19 protein-coding genes are annotated in these 17,508 nt (G+C 64.0%); 7 read left to right on the top strand and 12 right to left on the bottom strand.

Annotated features, from left to right (window positions below):
* Window positions 1–24 precede the first annotated feature (24 nt).
* Entirely contained in the window at window positions 25–585 is a 561-nt protein-coding gene (locus tag Q0S16_RS22495) for a hypothetical protein (RefSeq protein ID WP_366517856.1), read from the top strand.
* A 156-nt stretch (window positions 586–741) separates the two neighbouring features.
* The gene (locus Q0S16_RS22490) at window positions 742–1,695 is read left to right on the top strand and encodes a ribose-phosphate pyrophosphokinase (RefSeq protein ID WP_295853397.1); all 954 of its coding nucleotides are present in this window, start codon (window positions 742–744) and stop codon (window positions 1,693–1,695) included.
* 105 nt (window positions 1,696–1,800) lie between these two features.
* On the opposite strand, the gene Q0S16_RS22485 is transcribed toward Q0S16_RS22490, so the two are convergent.
* Window positions 1,801–2,316 (bottom strand): 6,7-dimethyl-8-ribityllumazine synthase, encoded by a 516-nt coding sequence (locus Q0S16_RS22485; protein ID WP_295853330.1) that lies wholly within the window; start codon window positions 2,314–2,316, stop codon window positions 1,801–1,803.
* A gap of 423 nt (window positions 2,317–2,739) precedes the next feature.
* Between Q0S16_RS22485 and Q0S16_RS22480 the strand changes: the two genes are divergently transcribed.
* From Q0S16_RS22480 to proC, 3 genes are all read left to right on the top strand, one after another.
* Window positions 2,740–3,240 (top strand): YbjN domain-containing protein, encoded by a 501-nt coding sequence (locus Q0S16_RS22480; RefSeq protein ID WP_295853328.1) that lies wholly within the window; start codon window positions 2,740–2,742, stop codon window positions 3,238–3,240.
* A 5-nt stretch (window positions 3,241–3,245) separates the two neighbouring features.
* Complete coding sequence (locus Q0S16_RS22475; RefSeq protein ID WP_295853394.1) at window positions 3,246–3,680, top strand: GNAT family N-acetyltransferase; 435 nt, start codon at window positions 3,246–3,248, stop codon at window positions 3,678–3,680.
* A 69-nt stretch (window positions 3,681–3,749) separates the two neighbouring features.
* Window positions 3,750–4,577 (top strand): pyrroline-5-carboxylate reductase, encoded by an 828-nt coding sequence (proC, locus tag Q0S16_RS22470; RefSeq protein ID WP_295853327.1) that lies wholly within the window; start codon window positions 3,750–3,752, stop codon window positions 4,575–4,577.
* 94 nt (window positions 4,578–4,671) lie between these two features.
* Here proC and Q0S16_RS22465 read toward each other — a convergent pair whose 3' ends face one another.
* From Q0S16_RS22465 to Q0S16_RS22455, 3 genes are read right to left on the bottom strand one after another with little or no spacing between them, the layout of a single operon-like run.
* Window positions 4,672–6,060, bottom strand: a complete 1,389-nt coding sequence (locus tag Q0S16_RS22465; RefSeq protein WP_295853324.1) for an ATP-binding protein — start codon at window positions 6,058–6,060, stop codon at window positions 4,672–4,674.
* 17 nt (window positions 6,061–6,077) lie between these two features.
* On the bottom strand, window positions 6,078–6,803 hold the full coding sequence (locus tag Q0S16_RS22460) for a response regulator transcription factor (RefSeq protein WP_295853322.1): 726 nt from the start codon (window positions 6,801–6,803) through the stop codon (window positions 6,078–6,080).
* Window positions 6,800–7,366 carry a MarR family transcriptional regulator gene (locus Q0S16_RS22455; RefSeq protein WP_295853391.1) on the bottom strand — a complete coding sequence of 189 codons (567 nt, stop codon included), beginning with the start codon at window positions 7,364–7,366 and terminating at the stop codon, window positions 6,800–6,802. Before Q0S16_RS22455 ends, Q0S16_RS22460 begins: the two co-directional genes overlap by 4 nt.
* A 278-nt stretch (window positions 7,367–7,644) precedes the next feature.
* On the opposite strand from Q0S16_RS22455, the gene Q0S16_RS22450 reads away from it, so the two are divergent.
* On the top strand, window positions 7,645–8,757 hold the full coding sequence (locus Q0S16_RS22450) for a branched-chain amino acid aminotransferase (RefSeq protein WP_295853320.1): 1,113 nt from the start codon (window positions 7,645–7,647) through the stop codon (window positions 8,755–8,757).
* A 186-nt stretch (window positions 8,758–8,943) separates the two neighbouring features.
* Here Q0S16_RS22450 and Q0S16_RS22445 read toward each other — a convergent pair whose 3' ends face one another.
* From Q0S16_RS22445 to uvrC, 6 genes are all read right to left on the bottom strand, one after another.
* On the bottom strand, window positions 8,944–10,332 hold the full coding sequence (locus Q0S16_RS22445; RefSeq protein WP_295853388.1) for an MATE family efflux transporter: 1,389 nt from the start codon (window positions 10,330–10,332) through the stop codon (window positions 8,944–8,946).
* Window positions 10,333–10,417: 85 nt separating this feature from the next.
* A complete protein-coding gene (gene prmB, locus Q0S16_RS22440) occupies window positions 10,418–11,395 on the bottom strand; it encodes a 50S ribosomal protein L3 N(5)-glutamine methyltransferase (protein WP_295853318.1) in 978 nt (325 codons plus the stop codon).
* Entirely contained in the window at window positions 11,395–11,862 is a 468-nt protein-coding gene (locus Q0S16_RS22435) for a molybdenum cofactor biosynthesis protein MoaE (RefSeq protein WP_295853315.1), read from the bottom strand. The genes prmB and Q0S16_RS22435 overlap by 1 nt, the downstream gene beginning before the upstream one ends.
* Window positions 11,863–11,868: 6 nt before the next feature.
* Window positions 11,869–12,120 carry a molybdopterin converting factor subunit 1 gene (gene moaD, locus Q0S16_RS22430; RefSeq protein WP_295853312.1) on the bottom strand — a complete coding sequence of 84 codons (252 nt, stop codon included), beginning with the start codon at window positions 12,118–12,120 and terminating at the stop codon, window positions 11,869–11,871.
* Window positions 12,117–12,728, bottom strand: a complete 612-nt coding sequence (gene pgsA / locus Q0S16_RS22425) for a CDP-diacylglycerol--glycerol-3-phosphate 3-phosphatidyltransferase (protein WP_295853309.1) — start codon at window positions 12,726–12,728, stop codon at window positions 12,117–12,119. Before pgsA ends, moaD begins: the two co-directional genes overlap by 4 nt.
* A 108-nt stretch (window positions 12,729–12,836) precedes the next feature.
* Window positions 12,837–14,912 carry an excinuclease ABC subunit UvrC gene (uvrC, locus tag Q0S16_RS22420; protein WP_295853306.1) on the bottom strand — a complete coding sequence of 692 codons (2,076 nt, stop codon included), beginning with the start codon at window positions 14,910–14,912 and terminating at the stop codon, window positions 12,837–12,839.
* Between the two features lie 297 nt (window positions 14,913–15,209).
* Here uvrC and Q0S16_RS22415 point away from each other — a divergent pair, with 297 nt between their 5' ends.
* Window positions 15,210–15,830, top strand: a complete 621-nt coding sequence (locus tag Q0S16_RS22415; protein ID WP_295853303.1) for a porin family protein — start codon at window positions 15,210–15,212, stop codon at window positions 15,828–15,830.
* Window positions 15,831–16,046: 216 nt separating this feature from the next.
* On the opposite strand, the gene Q0S16_RS22410 is transcribed toward Q0S16_RS22415, so the two are convergent.
* Both Q0S16_RS22410 and rlmJ read right to left on the bottom strand, forming a co-directional pair.
* Window positions 16,047–16,262, bottom strand: coding sequence for a cold-shock protein (locus Q0S16_RS22410; RefSeq protein ID WP_295853300.1), 216 nt, complete (start codon window positions 16,260–16,262; stop codon window positions 16,047–16,049).
* 298 nt (window positions 16,263–16,560) lie between these two features.
* Window positions 16,561–17,421 (bottom strand): 23S rRNA (adenine(2030)-N(6))-methyltransferase RlmJ, encoded by an 861-nt coding sequence (rlmJ, locus tag Q0S16_RS22405; protein ID WP_295853297.1) that lies wholly within the window; start codon window positions 17,419–17,421, stop codon window positions 16,561–16,563.
* Between the last annotated feature and the right edge of the window lie 87 nt (window positions 17,422–17,508).

Here is a 17,508-nt window from a genome sequence, read left to right as displayed (position 1 = left end):
CGCCTGATCTCGGCTGCGCTATTGATGACGGTGGCTTTCGGGCTCGGCGGTTGCGCCAATGTGGCCGGCAGCGGGGCTCCCGCCGCGGCTTTTGCGCAAGCCGGCGCGCCGGGCGGCGCCACCGTTGCGTTTGAATCGGTCGATGGCCCGCCGCCGCAAGTGTTCGATCGCATGATCAACCTCCTGGACAGTGAAGCGCGGCTGCGCAACCTCGCGGTTGTGTCACGCAAGGACAGCGCGGCCTATCGCGTGCGCAGCTACCTCGCCGCCCAGGTGCGCGGCGGCAGGACCAGCATTGCCTGGGTGTGGGATGTCTATGACCGCGACCAGCAGCGCGCCCTGCGCCTCGCGGGCGAAGAGCCCACTGGCAAGAACGGCACTGATGCCTGGGCGAGCGCCGACGACGTGGTGCTCCGGCGGATCGCACAGGCCGGCCTCACCGGCCTTGGGGGTATGATCAACGGAACCACACCCGGCGACGCAGCACCGGCGACCGTTCCGAGCGGCAATGGTCCGGCGATTGCGCGTGTCGATGAGCGCTCGCCGGAAACCGTCGCCAGCGCCCTCAGCTTCAGCGCGAATTAACGATAGAAACCTTGAAATGACGCAGGAAAACCGCGGCCTACGGGTTGCCAGCGGACTGTCGTCCTTGATATCACCTCGCTGACTGAGACCATCCAGTTCCGTGGGTAATCCGATATGCTGAACGTTGTATCCACCAAGCCGCGGGGAGACGCGTCGATGTCGGGCAAGAACGGCTCCATCAAGCTGGTCGCCGGCAATTCGAACCCGGTGCTGGCGCAGGAGATCGCCTCCTGGCTGCAACTGGCGCTCACCAAAGCCAGCGTCCGTCGCTTTGCCGACATGGAAATCTTCGTCGAGATCCAGGAAAACGTCCGCGGCTCCGACGTCTACATCATCCAGTCGACGTCGTTTCCCACCAACGACCATTTGATGGAATTGCTGATCATCACCGACGCGCTTCGCCGCGCCTCAGCTCGCCGTATCACCGCCGTGGTGCCGTATTTCGGTTATGCCCGCCAGGACCGCAAGGTCGGATCGCGTTCGCCGATCTCCGCCAAGCTGGTGGCCAACCTGATCACCCATGCGGGTGTCGACCGGGTCATGACCCTCGACCTGCATGCCGGCCAGATCCAGGGCTTCTTCGATATTCCCGTGGACAATCTGTTTGCCTCGCCAGTGATGGTGCGCGACATCAAGGATAAGTTCGACCTTGGCAATGTCATGGTGGTATCGCCCGACGTCGGCGGCGTGGTACGCGCCCGCGGCCTCGCCAAGCGGATCAACGTACCGCTGGCGATCATCGACAAGCGCCGCGAACGCGCCGGTGAATCCGAGGTCATGAACGTGATTGGCGACGTCGCCGGCTATACCTGCATCCTGATCGACGACATCGTCGATTCCGGCGGCACGCTGGTGAACGCCGCCGATGCTCTGCTCGCCAACGGCGCCAAGGATGTCTACGCCTACATCACCCACGGCGTGTTGAGCGGCGGCGCCGCGGCGCGCATCACGGCCTCGAAGCTGAAAGAGCTGGTGATCACCGACTCGATCCTGCCGACGGAAGCCGTGATCCACTCGCCGAACATTCGCACGCTCTCGATCGCCTCCCTGATCGCCGAAGCGATCGGCCGCACGGCGTCGGAAGAGTCGGTGTCGAGCTTGTTCGACTAATTGAGCGTATGTAGCCCGGAGGAGTCCTTGCGACATCCGGGACGGGCGCCTCGTGGAGGCTCTTTTCCCGGATTTCGCCTCGCTTCATCCAGACTACAAAAAGAACTACACAATCCCGGCCGCGACCTGGCCGCGCAGCTGCTCCAGGCTGAGTAGCGTATTGGCGCAGGCTTCCGCGACCTCGACGCCCCTCGCCGCGAAATGCTTGCGCAGGAAATCTGAGCCCGCATCGGTCTCATCGAACTCGTCCGGCGTAACCACCGCGGAAAACACCGGCACCTCGGTCCTCAATTGCACGTCCATCAGCGCGCGGATCACGGTGTCGGCCACGAAACCGCGGACGCCGCTATCGACCACGAGGCCAGCCGCGACGATGGCGGTATAGCGCCGCGTCTTGGCGAGAATCTGCACATGCAGCGGAATTTCGAACGAGCCCGGCACCTCGAACAGATCGACCTGCGCCGGCGCGATATGCCGCGCCGCGATCTCGGCGAGGAATGACAGCCGGCACGATTCAACGATGTCGCGGTGCCACGACGACTGCACGAAGGCGACACGCTGAGGTTTGGCAAAGCGCGGATGATCCGCCGCCTCCGTTGAGGCGTGCGTGGACTCGTTCATGACAACATTCTTTCCAGTGACGCTGGAACTATGCCGAAACCTGATCGCAGCGGCAAGAACCATCCACAGCCGTGCCGATCCCGCCAATGCCCTTGATGGACCGCCGAAAGCCATGCCGCCCTGCCCGCGAATCAATTGGTTAACGGCCGATCCGGACTCGCGCCACGATAGCGCGGCGCCCCGGACTCGCATGCCGAGAATCCGATTCCGGTTTGTTCTCATCAAGGCACGATCAGCTGTGGATGAAGGATGGTTTGTCTGTGGATGGATTCGTGGTGGCGTTGCGCGGATTCCGCAAATCACATCACTTCAAACTCGCAAGCTCCGGAAGATGAGGGATTGCAGCCCGCGGCGGCGCATCGATTTATCGCGTACCGGCCGTCCGCGAGCCATTCATTTCATTCAAAGCAAGGTCGCGACGGCATGTCACTTCTCGAAAGCGCTATCGATTCACGCGTCAACCCGCTCGCGGTTGTCGAGGATATCGCCGCCGACCATAACTGGGCGTTCGAGCGTTCCGGCGAGGACGAAGTCACGATCGTCTCGAAGGGCGACTGGACCGACTATCAACTCTCCTTCACCTGGATGAATGAGATCGAGGCGCTGCATCTGGCATGCGCCTTCGACATGAAGATCCCGGCCGCGCGCCGCGCCGAAGTACAGCGCCTGATCGCCGCTATCAACGAGCAGATGTGGGTCGGACATTTCGATATCTGGACCCATACCGGCATGGTGATGTACCGTCAGGCCTTGATCCTGCCGGAGGGCCTGATCGCCTCCACCGCGCAGTGCGAGACCATGCTGGTCTCCGCCATCCATAGCTGCGAGCGCTACTATCCGGCGTTTCAGTTTGTCGTCTGGGCCGGCAAGACCGCGTCCGAGGCGATGTCCGCGGCGATGTTCGACACCGCCGGCGAAGCGTGACGCATATGACCAGCGCGCATCCCGGGATCGTCGTTCCTGCCCATCCGAACGACAGTCACCGCGCCGCTGTTTTAAAGGCGTTGATGCAGTACAACGACAGCAAGGTCGGCCCGTCTGGCTTTGAACCGCTGGCGATCCTGATCAACGATCCGGTCACCGGCGAACCCGCTGGTGGGCTGTGGGGTAAGACGGCCTATAATTGGTGTTTTGTCGAACTGTTTGTGATCCCGGAAGCGTTCCGCGGACAGGACATGGGCTCCAAGGTTCTGGCGCAGGCCGAAGACATCGCGCGCGGGCGCGGGTGCATCGGCCTATGGCTCGATACCTACTGGTTTCAGGCGCCGGCGTTCTATCAGAAACAGGGCTACGAGATAGTTGGCACCCTGCCCGATTATCCGCGCGGCGGCCCGCGCTACTTTCTGAAAAAGAGCCTGGTCTAGACCGCCAGAGGCTGCATGCGCGCCGCGCCGGTGATACGGTCCGGCAGCTTTCATTTCCCGGATCGAACCATGACCTCAACCAGCCTGCCGCTTGCCGAACTCACCGGCACCCTCGTGCTCGCCGGCGCTGGCAAAATGGGCGGCGCGATGCTGACCGGCTGGCTCGCGCGCGGCCTCGACCCGAAGCGCGTGGTCGTGATCGATCCATTTGCCTCCGATGCCATCAAGGCCCTTGGCACCACCGGCGTCCGCATTAATCCCGCGACCAACACCATCGGCAAGGCCGCCACCCTCGTGATCGCCGTGAAGCCGCAGATGTTTCGCGACGCCGGCCCTCAGTTGCGCGACTTCGCGGCTTCGGCGCTGGTGGTCTCGATCATGGCCGGCGCGACCATCGCTGCGATCTCCGAGATCTGCGGCGGCAGGGTGGTGCGCGCGATGCCGAACACGCCGGCGGCGATCGGCCGCGGCATCACCGTGGCGGTGGCCGCCGACGACGTCAGCACCGAGCAACGACATGTCGCCGACGCGCTACTTCGCGCCACCGGCGCCGTCGAATGGGTTGACGATGAGAACCTGATGGATGCCGTGACGGCACTTTCCGGATCAGGCCCGGCCTATGTCTTCCTGCTGGCCGAGGAGATGGCGCGCGCCGGCGTCGCCGCCGGCCTTCCGGTCGAACTCGCCACCAGACTGGCGCGCGAGACCGTGGCCGGCTCCGGCGAGTTGCTGCATCGCTCGGAGTTGGATTCAGCGACGCTACGCAAGAACGTTACCTCCCCCGGCGGCACCACCGCCGCGGCGCTGGAGGTATTGATGGGCGCCGATGGCTTTGAGCCGTTGCTGACACGCGCGATCGCCGCGGCCACGAAGCGATCGAAGGAACTGGCGAAGTAGCATGTAGCCCGCATGAGCGAAGCGACATGCGGGACCCGCCCATCCGACCAAGCGTTGTCCCGCGTATCACTTCGTTCATGCGGGCTACAAGTGATTACACCGGTACCCGCACCGTCGCCCTCAACCCGCCCATCGGGCTGTCGCCCAGCGTGATGTCGCCACCATGCGAGCGCGCGATGTCACGGGCGATGGCGAGGCCAAGGCCGGTGCCGCCCTCGTCCTGGTTGCGGGCGTCGTCGAGCCGCAGGAACGGCTTGAACACTTCCTCGCGCATGTCGGCGGGAATGCCGGGACCGTCATCGTCGATCGTCACCGTGAGGTAGCGATGATCGCGATGGCCGGTGATGCCGATGTCGTGGGCGTGGCGCGCGGCATTGGAGACCAGATTGGCGAGGCAGCGCTTGAACGACGCTGGCTTCACGGTCACCACGGGAAGACCGTGGAACACCACCGTGGCGGTGTGGCCGTTGCGCTCGGCGTCGCTGCGCAGATCTTCCAGCGCGGCCGCCATGTCGGTGGGCTGCGCCTGCTCGCCACTGTCGCCGCGCGCGAACGCCAGATAGGCCTCCAGCATGCCGGCCATCTCGTCGACATCCTTGCGCATGTCCTCGACTTCCGGGCTGTTGTCGATCAGCGCCAGTTCGAGCTTGAAGCGGGTCAGTATGGTGCGCAAATCATGGCTGACGCCGGCCAGCATCGCGGTGCGCTGCTCGATCGAGCGTTCGATCCGCACCTTCATCTCGATGAAGGCGTTGGCAGCACGGCGTACCTCGCGGGCGCCCCGCGGCCGAAAGTTCGGCGCGTCACGGCCCTTGCCAAAGCTCTCCGCCGCATCGGCCAGCCGCAGGATCGGCCGGATCTGGTTGCGCAGGAACAGCACGGCGACGATCAGCAGGATCGAGGAGGTCCCGACCATCCAGAACAGGAAGATCTCGGAATTCGACGCATAGGCGGCGCTACGTTGGGCAAACACCCGCATCACCGTGTCGTTGAGCTGGATGCGGATTTCCACCAGATTGGAGCGGCCGACGGTGTCGATCCAGAACGGTTTTGTAATTTGCCGTCCGATCTGCACCGACAAGGCCTGGTCGAGCAGCGAAAAGAACGGCTTTGGACCGGGCGGCGGCATGTCGCCGATCGGCAGAAAATCCACCACCAGGCCAAGCCGCTGTTGCGCGAGCATCTTGATCTGGGTGCGGTCCTTGTCCTGCGGATAGATCTTGTAGACGTCGATCAGCGCGGCGATGTCCTGTACCACCGCCTGCGACAGCCGCCGCGTCACCGTGTTCCAGTGCCGTTCCATGAACACGAAGGCGACCACCGACTGCAGGATCACCATCGGCAAGATCATGATCAGCAGCGCGCGGGCATAGAGGCCCTTCGGCATGAAATTGTTGAAGCGCCGATTCAGCCAGCCATTAGCCGCGGACATCCGCCCGGCGGCGGTACGAATCATCGTCAGGCCGGTATCGAGGGTGCTCATGCGATCAATTCATCTGGCTATGGCGACGCCACCAGGCGGTAGCCGATGCCGCGCACAGCCTGCAGGAATAGCGGGTTGGCGGGATCGGTCTCGATCTTGCGGCGCAGCCGGTTGATCTGCACGTCGACCGCGCGCTCATTGACGGTGCCGTCGCCGCCGGTCAGCTCGCCGCGCGGCACGGTCTCGCCGGGCGTCGTCGCCAGCACCCGCAGCATGTCACGCTCGCGATCGGTGAGATGGACGATCTCATCGCCCTGGCGCAACTCGCCGCGCTGCAAATGATAGACATAGGGGCCGAACTGCAGCGACTCCGTGCGCTCGACCGGCACCGGCGCCAGCCGCTTCAGGATATTGCCGATCCGCAGTACCAGCTCGCGCGGCTCGAACGGCTTGGCGACATAGTCGTCGGCACCGATCTGCAGCCCCTCGATGCGGCTCTCGGCCTCGTGCCGCGCGGTCAGCATGATAATCGGTACCAGCGAGGTGGTGCGGATGAAGCGGGCGAGTTCGAAGCCGGTCTCGCCGGGCATCATTACGTCGAGGATCAGCATGTCGAAATGCAGGCCAAACAGCTTGGCGCGGGCATCCTTGGCAGAGGCCGCGGTGGTGACGCGATAACCTTCGCCGGCGAGAAAGCGCGACAGCAGGTCGCGGATGCGGCGGTCGTCGTCAACCAGCAGCAGATGCGGCGCGTCGTCGGTGGGTTCGACAGGCACTCGTTTGGCGGCGGCGGCTAATATCATTCTTTGGTCATCCCGCTGTCAGCGCCCGTTTTGCCTGTTCCAAGAATGGTTTGCAGCACCTTGTCCGGATCGTCGCGATCAATCATTCCGCTGAGGAAGCGGCCGACGGCATCGACCTCACCCGCCGTGAAATTGCGCAGCGCGCGGGTGATGCGGTCGGTCTGCAGTCCGGCCAGTCGCGCCACCAGAGCCTCGCCCTTGGCGGTGGCGAAAAGCAGCCGTTGCCGCCGATCGGCCGCGCCCGACTTCTGCACGATATACCCTTCATCGAGCAATTGCTTGAGAACCCGCCCCAGCGACTGCTTGGTGATGCGCAACACGTCGAGCAGATCGGCGACCTTCAGGCCGGGATAACGATGCACGAAATGCACGACGCGGTGATGGGCGCGGCCAAAGCCGAACTGGTCCAGCACATGGTCGGGATCGCCGACAAAGTCACGATAGGCGAAAAACAGCAGTTCGATGATGTCCCAGCGCGGCGCTGGGACATCCCTAACCGGTTCCTGCCGGGCCGCACCCTCAACCGATCGTGCAGCGTGCTCCGCAAGTTTTATGTCAGGCATATTGACACATCTTTGTTTCAATCTTACAAAACAAGCCATCGAGACGAAATAATAGAACTTTCGTCGAGACAGGGCCTCAACAGTCCGATACCACGAATTGGCGGCATGGCCGCATTTCCTCCACCGGCGATTGTTCAGGCAGTCGGCCAAACATACCGAATTTCACGATTTCCGCAAAAAAACATGCGCCGTCACAAACCGGTGTTGTGGAACGCGAAGTTGACGTAGAACCACCGCGCCTTCGCCCAGCCGAGGCGCGCAAGCCAGGAGTTAGGTCCATGGGAATCTCGTTCGATAAAGTCGATGGTTCGGCCTGGTTGACATTCGACGTCCAGCCCGCGGCCAATGTGCTGTCCGCGACGGATCGCGCGGCGAAGTTGATGAATCCTGGCTTCGGCCGGGTGTTCACCGAGCACATGGCCCTGGTCCGCTACAACGAGGCCGACGGATGGCATGGCGCCCGGGTCGAATCCCGCGCCAATTTCCCGCTCGATCCGGCCACCGCCGTTCTGCACTACGCGCAGGAAATCTTTGAAGGCCTCAAGGCCTACAAGCGTGACGATGGCGGCGTGAACCTGTTCCGCCCCGATGCCAATGCACGGCGCTTCCGCAATTCGGCCGACCGTATGGCGATGGCGCCGCTGCCCGACCCGGTGTTCATCGAAGCCGTCGAGCAACTGGTGCGGATCGACCGCGACTGGATTCCATCCGGCGAAGGCAGCCTCTATCTGCGACCCTTCATGATCGCCAGCGAGATCTTCCTCGGCGTCAAGCCGTCCGCGGAGTACATCTTTGCCGTGATCGCCTCGCCGGTCGGCTCCTATTTCAAGGGCGGCCCCGCGCCGGTGTCGATCTGGGTGTCGGAGAATTATACGCGCGCCGCGGTCGGCGGCACCGGCGCGGTCAAATGCGGCGGCAACTACGCCGCCAGCCTGCGCGCACAGGCCGAGGCGATCGATCACGGCTGCGACCAGGTCGTATTCCTCGATGCGATCGAGCGCCGCTACGTCGAGGAACTTGGCGGCATGAACATCTTCTTCGTGTTCGATGACGGCTCGCTGCTGACGCCGCCGCTCGGCACCATCCTGCCGGGCATCACCCGCGATTCGATCATCGCGCTGGCGAAGGCTTCCGGCACCGAGGTGCGCGAAGAGCTTTACACGCTCGAGCAGTGGCGCGCCGACGCCGCCAGCGGCAGGCTGAAGGAAGCCTTCGCCTGTGGCACCGCGGCGGTGATCTCGCCGATCGGCAAGGTGTGTTCGGCGAGCGGCGACTTTCTGATCGCGGACGGCACCGGCGGGCCGATGGCAACGGCGCTGCGCAAGCAGCTCGTCGATATCCAGTACGGCCGCGCGCCGGATCCGCACAACTGGATCCGCAAGGTTTTGTAAGCGACGACGTACGACGCTTACTTCCCCTCTCCCGTTGTGGGAGAGGGTGGCCACGCGCAGCGTGGCCGGGTGAGGGGTAGCCGCGAACGCCGAGCCCGGAGACACCTCATCCGTCTTCGCTTCGCGAAGCCATCTTCTGCCACAAGGCGAGAAGGAAGCGACAGCGTCCGCCGCCCGCTTTGAGCACTACCCCCTCAGCAGGCCGAGCCGCCGCCGCCAGGTCCAGCGCCACACCATCACCAGCGCGACCGCCGCCAGTCCGGCCGCCAGTCCGATCCAGATCCCGACGCTGCCGAAACCGAGCCTGAAGGCCAGAAGCAGGCCGAGCGGCATGCCAAATCCCCAATAACCGACCAGCGCGAATATCATCGGAACCCGCGTGTCCTGCAGTCCACGCAGCATCCCGGAGGCCACCGACTGCGCACCGTCGGCGATCTGGAACACAGCGACGCAAAACAGGAACGACATCGCAATATCGACCACTGCGTGATTCGCGGCATCGTTGATATCGAGGAAAGCGCTGATCAAGAACCGCGGCGTCAGCAGCAGCAGCGCGCTCATCGAGGCCATGAAGCCGACGCCGAGCGCAAAGGCGGTCCATCCGGCGCGGGTGATGGCGTCGCGGTCACCGGCGCCAAAGGCCTGCCCGACCCGCACGGTGGCCGCCTGGCTGAGGCCCATCGGCACCATGAAGGTGACGGAGCCGATCTGGAGCGCAATGGTGTGGGCAGCGATCGCGGCGGTACCGAACTGCCCCATCAGAAACACCGAGGCGTTGAACACCGTGATCTCGAACGCCACCGTGGCACCGATCGGCACGCCGAGTCGCCACAATTTGGCAAAGCGCGGCCAGTCCGCGCGCCACCAGCGGCCAAACAGATGGTAGCGGCGGAATTTTCGATGAAAGCCAACGACCAGCGCAAACGACACGAACAGAAAGACATTCGACAGCGTCGTCGCGAGGCCGGAGCCGCGCAGTCCCATGGCCGGCAGGCCGAGATGGCCGAACACCAGCGCCCAGTTGGCGACGATGTTGAAAAGGATGGCCAGACCGGTCACCACCAGCGCCCAGATAGGCCGCTGCAGCGCCGCCACGAACGAGCGCAACGCGATGAAGCCGAGCGTCGGCAGAAATCCCCATTGCAGCATGCGAACAAAACTCTGCGCGTCGGCGGCAGCCTGCGGCACCTGCCCGAACAGCAGCAGGATCGACTCGGCGTGCCACAGCAGCAGCCACGCCGGCACCGAGATGATCACCGCCGACCACAGGCCCTGGCGAAAGGTGCGGCGGATATCGCGCACCGCATGCAGCCCGCGGCCGATCGCTTCGGCCATCATCGGCGAGGTCGCGGTGATCAGGCCGATGGCGAAGATCAGAATGGCAAAATACAGGTTGACGCCAAGCGCGCCGGCCGCGAGCGCCGAGGCGCTGACCCGGCCGAGCACGATGACATCGGTGGTGGTAAGCGCGATCTGCGCGACATTGGTGAGGACCAGCGGCCAGCCGAGCGCCAGCGTCGCGCGCAGTTCGGCAAGCCAGGCCGCGCGCGTAAACGCGCCGGAGCGATCGATCATGGACATGACCGGCTTGTAGGATGGGTTGGCCCGTTGCGAAACCCATCATCCGCGGTTGATGGGCTTCGCAAGGGCTCGACCGATCCTACAGATCGGACGCTGCGATCCAGAACACTTCGCCGTCGGAATCTTCCGTATCGAGCCACAGCAACGGCAGTTCGGGAAATGCCGCCTCGATTTGTTCGCGGCCGCGTCCGATTTCGCACAGCAGCCCGCCATTCGGCGTCAGGTGGTCGGCGGCTTCCGCGAGAATCCGACGGACGACATCGAGCCCGTCGTCGCCGCCGTCAAACGCCATCGCCGGCTCGGCGCGGCACTCGTCCGGCAGGTCGGCCATGCCCTGTGCGTCGACATAGGGCGGGTTGGTGATGATGAGATCGTAGCGGGCGTCGCCCAGCGGCGCGAACAGGTCGCCCTTGTGCAGCGTCAGGCGGTCCCCGATGCCGTAATCGGCGACGTTCTTCGCGGCGACGGCGAGCGCATCCTTTGACAGGTCGACAGCATCGACCCGCGCATTCGGGAACGACTGGCTGGCGAGAATCGCGATGCAGCCGGAGCCGGTGCAGAGATCGAGCACGGATTCGATCGCCGCGGGATCGTCGATCAGCGAGCCGCCCTCCTCGGTTTCACCACCGCTGAAATGCGTATCCAGCAATTCGCCGATGAAGGAGCGCGGCACGATCACCCGCTCGTCGACATAGAACGGCAGCCCGCGCATGTAGATCTTGTTGACCAGATAGGCCGCCGGCTTCCGCGTCGCGACGCGGGCGTTGATGACGTCGAGGATCTTGCGGCCTTCCGCCGCGGTCACGCGCGCGATGGCGAAGGTATCGAACTGGTCGGGATGCAGATGCAGGATTTCGCAGACGATAAAGGCCGCTTCGGCGACGGGATCGGTGGTGCCATGGGCAAAAGCGAGCTTCGCCTCGAGGAAGCGGCTGACGGCATAGCGGACGTAATCGAGCAGCGTCACCAGTTCGCCGGCGCCGACCTTCGGCGCCTTGACGGCCGCTGACTTGGGCTTTGCCGCCGCCTTGGCCTTCTTGATAAGTTTCTTGGCCATTATTTTTTGTCCCAGCGCGCAGCCGCGTCATCGTCGTCGGTCTTCGCTGCGATCCAGCCGGCGCCCTCGACCGTCTCCTCACGCTTCCAGAACGGCGCGTGGGCCTTGAGATAGTCCATCAGAAACTCGGCGGCCTGAAACGCGGCCTGGCGATGCGCCGAGGCGGTCAACACCACCATGATATTTTCGCCGGGCACCAGGCGACCGACGCGGTGGACGATGGTGAGGCCGGTCAGCGGCCAGCGCGCCATCGCCTCGTCGGCGTGGCGCGCGATCTCGGCTTCGGCCATGCCGGGATAGTGTTCCAGCGTCAGCGCCGTGGTGGCGTCACCGCCCTCGGTGCCGCGGCAGATGCCGCTGAAACTGACGACCGCGCCGATGTCGGTACGGCTGCCGGTCAACGCGGCGATCTCGTGGGAGACGTCGAAGTCGGCGTGCTGGATGCGAATGGTGACGGCGCGTGTCATGGCAGCCTAGCCGCCAGTCATCGGCGGAAAGAACGCGATCTCGCGCGCGCCGGAAATCATCGCATCGGGGCGCACATGGGTGTGGTCGATGGCGGCGCGGATCACTTTCGGCGTCTCGAAGGCATGGGCATATTCATCGCCGCGCGTGGTCAGCCAGCCGATCAGTTCACCGACGGTCGTTACCGCGGCCGGCGGATCGATCAGTTCCTCGGCCTTGCCTATGCGTTCCCGCACCCAGGCGAAATACAGCAATTTCATGCGTCCTCCGCGATCAGGTGGTGAATGCCGGAGCGGAAATAATCATAGCCGGTATAAATGGTCAGCAAGGCCGACAGCCAGAGCAGCACAATACCGGTAAGGGTGGTGAAGGGCAGCACGAGGTCACCGGCCTCGCCGGCCAGCAAAAACCCGATCGCGACCAATTGCATCGTGGTCTTCCACTTCGCCAGTTTCGTGACAGGAACGCTGACGCGCAGAGCGGCCAGATATTCGCGCAGACCCGACACCAGGATTTCGCGACACAGGATGACGACGGCGGCCCACAGCGTCCAGCCATGAATGCTGGCATCCGCCGCCAGCATCAGCAGGCAGGATGCAACCAGCAACTTGTCGGCGATCGGGTCGAGCATGCGGCCAAATGCCGAGTGCTGGTCCCAGATCCGGGCATAGTAGCCATCGAGGAAATCGGTAATACCGGCGGCGATGAATACCGCGACCGCGACCCATCTCAGCCACAGCGGTCCGTCCTGAACCGACTGGGCATACAGACAGCCGACGACCACCGGGATCGCGGCGATGCGGGCGTAGGTCAGCATATTCGGCAGCGACAGCGCGGAATTCGCCGTCTTTCGTGGGGTAACTGTCATCGTTCCTAACAATACTGCCATGGCGCGAAGGTCAACCGCCGCGGGATCGCCCAGCGTTAGTTTACCGCAAAACGGTCTCGTCCCGACGACAGCCAGATTACAATGCTGTCATCTCTGCCCGGCCGGGGCATGGAAAAAATCGAAGATTTTTCGCGCGCTCTCCGCCGAGATCCCGGGAACCTTGCCGAGATCGCCCACAGAGGCGCGTTCGATCGCCTTCAGGGTTCCGAAATGGTGCAGCAGCGCGCGCTTGCGGGTCGGCCCGATGCCCGGGATTTCCTGCAGCCCGGCCTCGCGGATATCCTTTTTGCGCAGCGTGCGGTGTGACCCGATCACGAAGCGATGCGCCTCATCGCGCAGCCGCTGGATGAAATACAGCACCGGATCGCGCGGCTGCAGCTTGATCGCCGGGCGGTCCGGCATGAACAGCGTTTCCTGACCAGCATCGCGTTCCGGCCCTTTGGCCACCGACATCAGCGTTACATGCTTCAGCTCCAGCGCGTCGAAAATCTCCTTGACCGCGTTGAGCTGGCCGCGGCCGCCGTCGATGATCACGAGGTCCGGCCACAGTGGCACGTCGTCGTCTTTCGGCCTCACCGCCTCGCCTTCCGCCGGCGGCGTCAGCAGCCGCTTGAAACGGCGCTGCAGCACCTCCTTCATCATCGCATAATCGTCGCCTGGCGTCAGGCCTTCCGATTTGATGTTAAATTTGCGGTACTGGTTTTTCAGGAACCCATCGGGGCCGGCAACGATCATCGCACCGACCGCGTTGGTGCCCTGGATGTGGCTGTTGTCATAGACCTCGATCCGCTTGGGCACCTGCGGCAGGCCAAGCGTGGTGCAGATCCCCTGCAGCAGCCGCGCCTGCGTCGCGGTATCCGCGAGCTTGCGGCCGAGCGCCTCGCGGGCATTGGTCAGCGCGTGGGCGACCAGTTCCTTCTTCTCGCCGCGCTGCGGGGTAATCACCTCGACCTTGAAACCGGCCTTGATGCAAAGCGCTGACGCCAGCACTTCGGCATCCTCGATCGCGTGCGACAGCAGAATCATCTTCGGCGGCGGCTTGTCATCGTAGAACTGCGCCAGGAACGAGGCCAGCACCTCCTCCGCCGTGAAGGATTTTTCCGCGCGTGGGAAATAAGCGCGGTTGCCCCAGTTCTGGCCGGTACGGAAGAAGAACACCTCGACGCAGGAATAGCCGCCCTCCTGGTGGATGGCGAACACGTCGGCCTCCTCCACCGTGCGCGGGTTGATGCCCTGCTGCGACTGGATCGCCGACAATGCTGCAAGGCGGTCGCGGTACAAGGCCGCGCGCTCGAATTCGAGCTCGTCGGAGGCCCTTTCCATTTCACCGGCCAGTTGCTGCTTGACCGCTCGGGATCGCCCGGACAGAAAATCCTTGGCCTCCTTGACCAGCTCGGTATAGCCAGGAAAATCAATCTCGCCGGTGCACGGCCCGGAGCAGCGCCGGATCTGGTACAGCAGACACGGCCGGGTGCGGCTCTCGAAGAACGAGTCGGTGCAGGAGCGCATCAGGAAGGCGCGCTGCAGCGCCGTGATGGTGCGGTTGACCGCGCCGACCGAGGCGAACGGGCCGAAATACCGTCCGGGGCGCGACTGCGCGCCACGATGTTTCAGGATCTGCGGCGCCCAGTGGTCACCCGATAGCAGGATGTAGGGGAACGACTTGTCGTCGCGCAGCAGCACGTTGAAGCGCGGCCGCAACTGCTTGATCAGATTGGCCTCGAGCAGCAACGCCTCGGTTTCGGTGGCGGTCGAGATGATCTCCACCATCACGGTGGCCGCGATCATCCGCGCGATCCGCATCACATGGCCGGTCGGCCGGGCATAGGAGCTCAGCCGCTTCTTCACATTCTTGGCCTTGCCGACATACAGCACGTCGTTGGCCGCATTGAGCATGCGGTAGACGCCCGGCGATTGCGGCGCGTGTTTTACCGCGTGCTCGATCGCGGCGCGGCCGAGCGCCAGCGGGCCTTCCGGAACCGGCTCGCCGGAATCATCATCGGCGGCATCCGGCAACGCGCCGTCTTCCTCATCCTCGGCTGCTGTGTCCGGGTCGAGTTCCGGCGCGCCCTGCGCCGCAACGTCGAGCGCTTCGGCCGCAGCCTCCGGCGCGGCGGCAGCGTCGGCCGGCGCCGGTATCGGTTCGGTGGGGTCGTCAATCATGACGCTGATCTAAGCCTTGCCGAAGCTGATCGCCAGCGCTGGTCGACGGCCAGATGTGGACAGCCGAAGTTGCGGTCTGCCCGTCACGCATCGCTGCCTTGCAGGGCAAACCCTGGAGGCTGCCGCAAGTAAGACTTTTTTAACGCCAATACCGCGCCGGAGGCCGCTGTTAAGGACTGCTTAAGTCAAAACTTCCACAAATCTTATCAAGAACATATCGAATTCCGTAACCCTAAGGGTTCGTTCGAGAGACCACCCGGGTTCGGCCAGTACAGCGTATTTTGGAGAGTTTTTGTGATGAGCAAGTTAGCGTTCGCGGCGTTCGCCGTTCTGTCGGCGAGTGTGGTGTCGGCGCAGGCGGCGGACCTGCCCTATCGCTCGCGCCAGCCCTATACGGTGAACCAGCCGCTCAATGCCTATAGCTGGGCAGGTCCCTATCTCGGCGGCACGCTGGGCTACGAATGGGGCAGCGTTTCCAACAGCGGCGCCAAGCCGTCCGGCATCGCCGGCGGCGTCACCGCCGGTTACAACTGGCAGAGCGGCAATATTGTGTTCGGTCTCGAAGGCGACATGCAGGGCACCGCCGCCGATGATCGCTTCGCCAATTACAAGTTTTCCAACCCGTGGTTCGGCACCGCGCGCGGCCGCATCGGTTACGCCTTCAATAACGTCCTGATCTACGGCACCGGCGGTCTCGCCTTCGGCAGCCTGCAGACGGAACTCAACGGCCTGCAGCAGTCGCAGACCTCGATCGGCTATGCCGTCGGCGTCGGCGCCGAGGTCGGGATCTACCAGAACTGGACCGCGAAGATCGAATATCTCTACGTCGGCCTGTCCAGCAACAACTACACGCTCACCGGCGCCAATAATGGCCTGGATTTCGGCACCGTCCGCCTCGGCGTGAACTATCACTTCTAGTTCAACCAGAATACCAATCGACACCAACCTCCCGGCCGTTCACGCGGCCGGGATTTTTTTGCTCACCCGTCATTGCGAGGAGCCCTTGCGACGAAGCAATCCAGTCTTCGCGTGCGGTCTCTGGATTGCCGCGTCGCGGAGCCTGTCATCGGGCCGGCGAAGCCGGACCCGTTGGCTCCTCGCAATCACGGGGAGAGGGTGTGCCCCTATGCGCCGCTAAGCCGTCACCACCAGATTGACCGCCTTGGGACCCTTGCCCTTCTTGTCGGGCTCAACCTCGAAGGTGATGCGTTGTCCCTCGATCAGGTCCTTCAGCCCGGCGCGCTCGACCGCGGTGATGTGCACGAACACGTCGCGCCCGCCATCGTCCGGCTTGATGAAGCCATAGCCGCGCTCGCCGTTGAAGAACTTGACGACTCCGCTCATGCCCATCGGGAAACTCCTCCCCCATGCTCCGCCGCGGCGCCACACGCACCGCGGCCGACCGGACATTCACTGCGAAGTTCGCACTTCCCGGAAAGCTTGGCCTTCACGGACACGGCACCTGTTTCCGGTCCGTCAAATCATCAAGGCCCACTCACTCCGCCGCCCCCATTCGCGGAAGCGGAACGTAAAGCCAGTCCCAATGGAGTCAGCATAATACGGTTCACAGCGGATTGACTACCGCCGAAATACAGTTTTTGCGCGCAATGCTTTGCTAGTCAGGCTGTTGTAGTTGCGGACTGGACTATCAGACCTTGACGGTTTCCAGCCGGAAGCGGCTGGCGCCGCCGAGGCCGAGCGGCTTCTCCAGTTCCGGCAGGATCGCCTTCAGTTCCGCCATCAGCTTCCAGGGCGGGTTGACGATCAGCAGGCCGGTGGAGGTCAGGCCGCCATCGGCGGTCTGCGGCGCGACGCTGAATTCCAGACGCAGACATTTGGCCGGCGTGGCCGCTGCATCCGCGGTGAAGGCGACGTGCTGGGCTAGCGCATCGGTGGCGCGGCGGCTTTTCACCGGGTACCACAGCACGTAGATGCCGGTGGCCCATTTGGCGAAGGCCTCGTCAAAGGCCTGCGCCATGCGCTCGAACTCGTCCTTCTTTTCGAACGGCGGATCGATCAGCACCACGCCGCGGCGCTCGTTCGGCGGCACGAAGGCTGGCAACCCGACCCAGCCGTCGAGGTCGACGATCCGGGCCTGCTTGTCGCGGCGCAGCGCCGAGATCAGGTGCTTTCGCGCATTCGGCTCGACCTCGCAGGCGACCATGCGGTCCTGCGGCCGCATCAGGCGACGGGCGATCAGCGGCGAGCCCGGATAGACCTTGAGCTCGCGCGGCTTGTTGAAGGAGCGGACGATCTCGAGATAGGGCTCGACCAGCGGCACCGTCGATTCGGTGAAGCGCGCCTGCATGGCGCGGGCGATGCCGGTGGTCCATTCGCCGGTACGGGTCGCTTCGTCGCCCTGCAGGTCATAGACCCCGGCGCCGGCATGGCTGTCGATGACGCGGAACGGCGCCTCTTTCTCGCGCAGATGGACCAGGATGCGGACCAGCACGATGTGCTTGATGACGTCGGCAAAGCCGCCGGCGTGAAAGGCGTGACGATAATTCATGGCGCCAGCCCTACGCTATGCCGGGCGATTCAGCAAAGAATTGGCGCGATGAAACGACTTGCTCCGTTTCCCGGACGCGGTGCGGCA

Origin of the sequence: Tardiphaga sp. (assembly GCF_025356345.1) — a bacterium.
Classification (GTDB): domain Bacteria; phylum Pseudomonadota; class Alphaproteobacteria; order Rhizobiales; family Xanthobacteraceae; genus Tardiphaga.
Note: the sequence above shows the minus strand (reverse complement) of the source record. Positions and strands in the feature narration are given on the sequence as shown.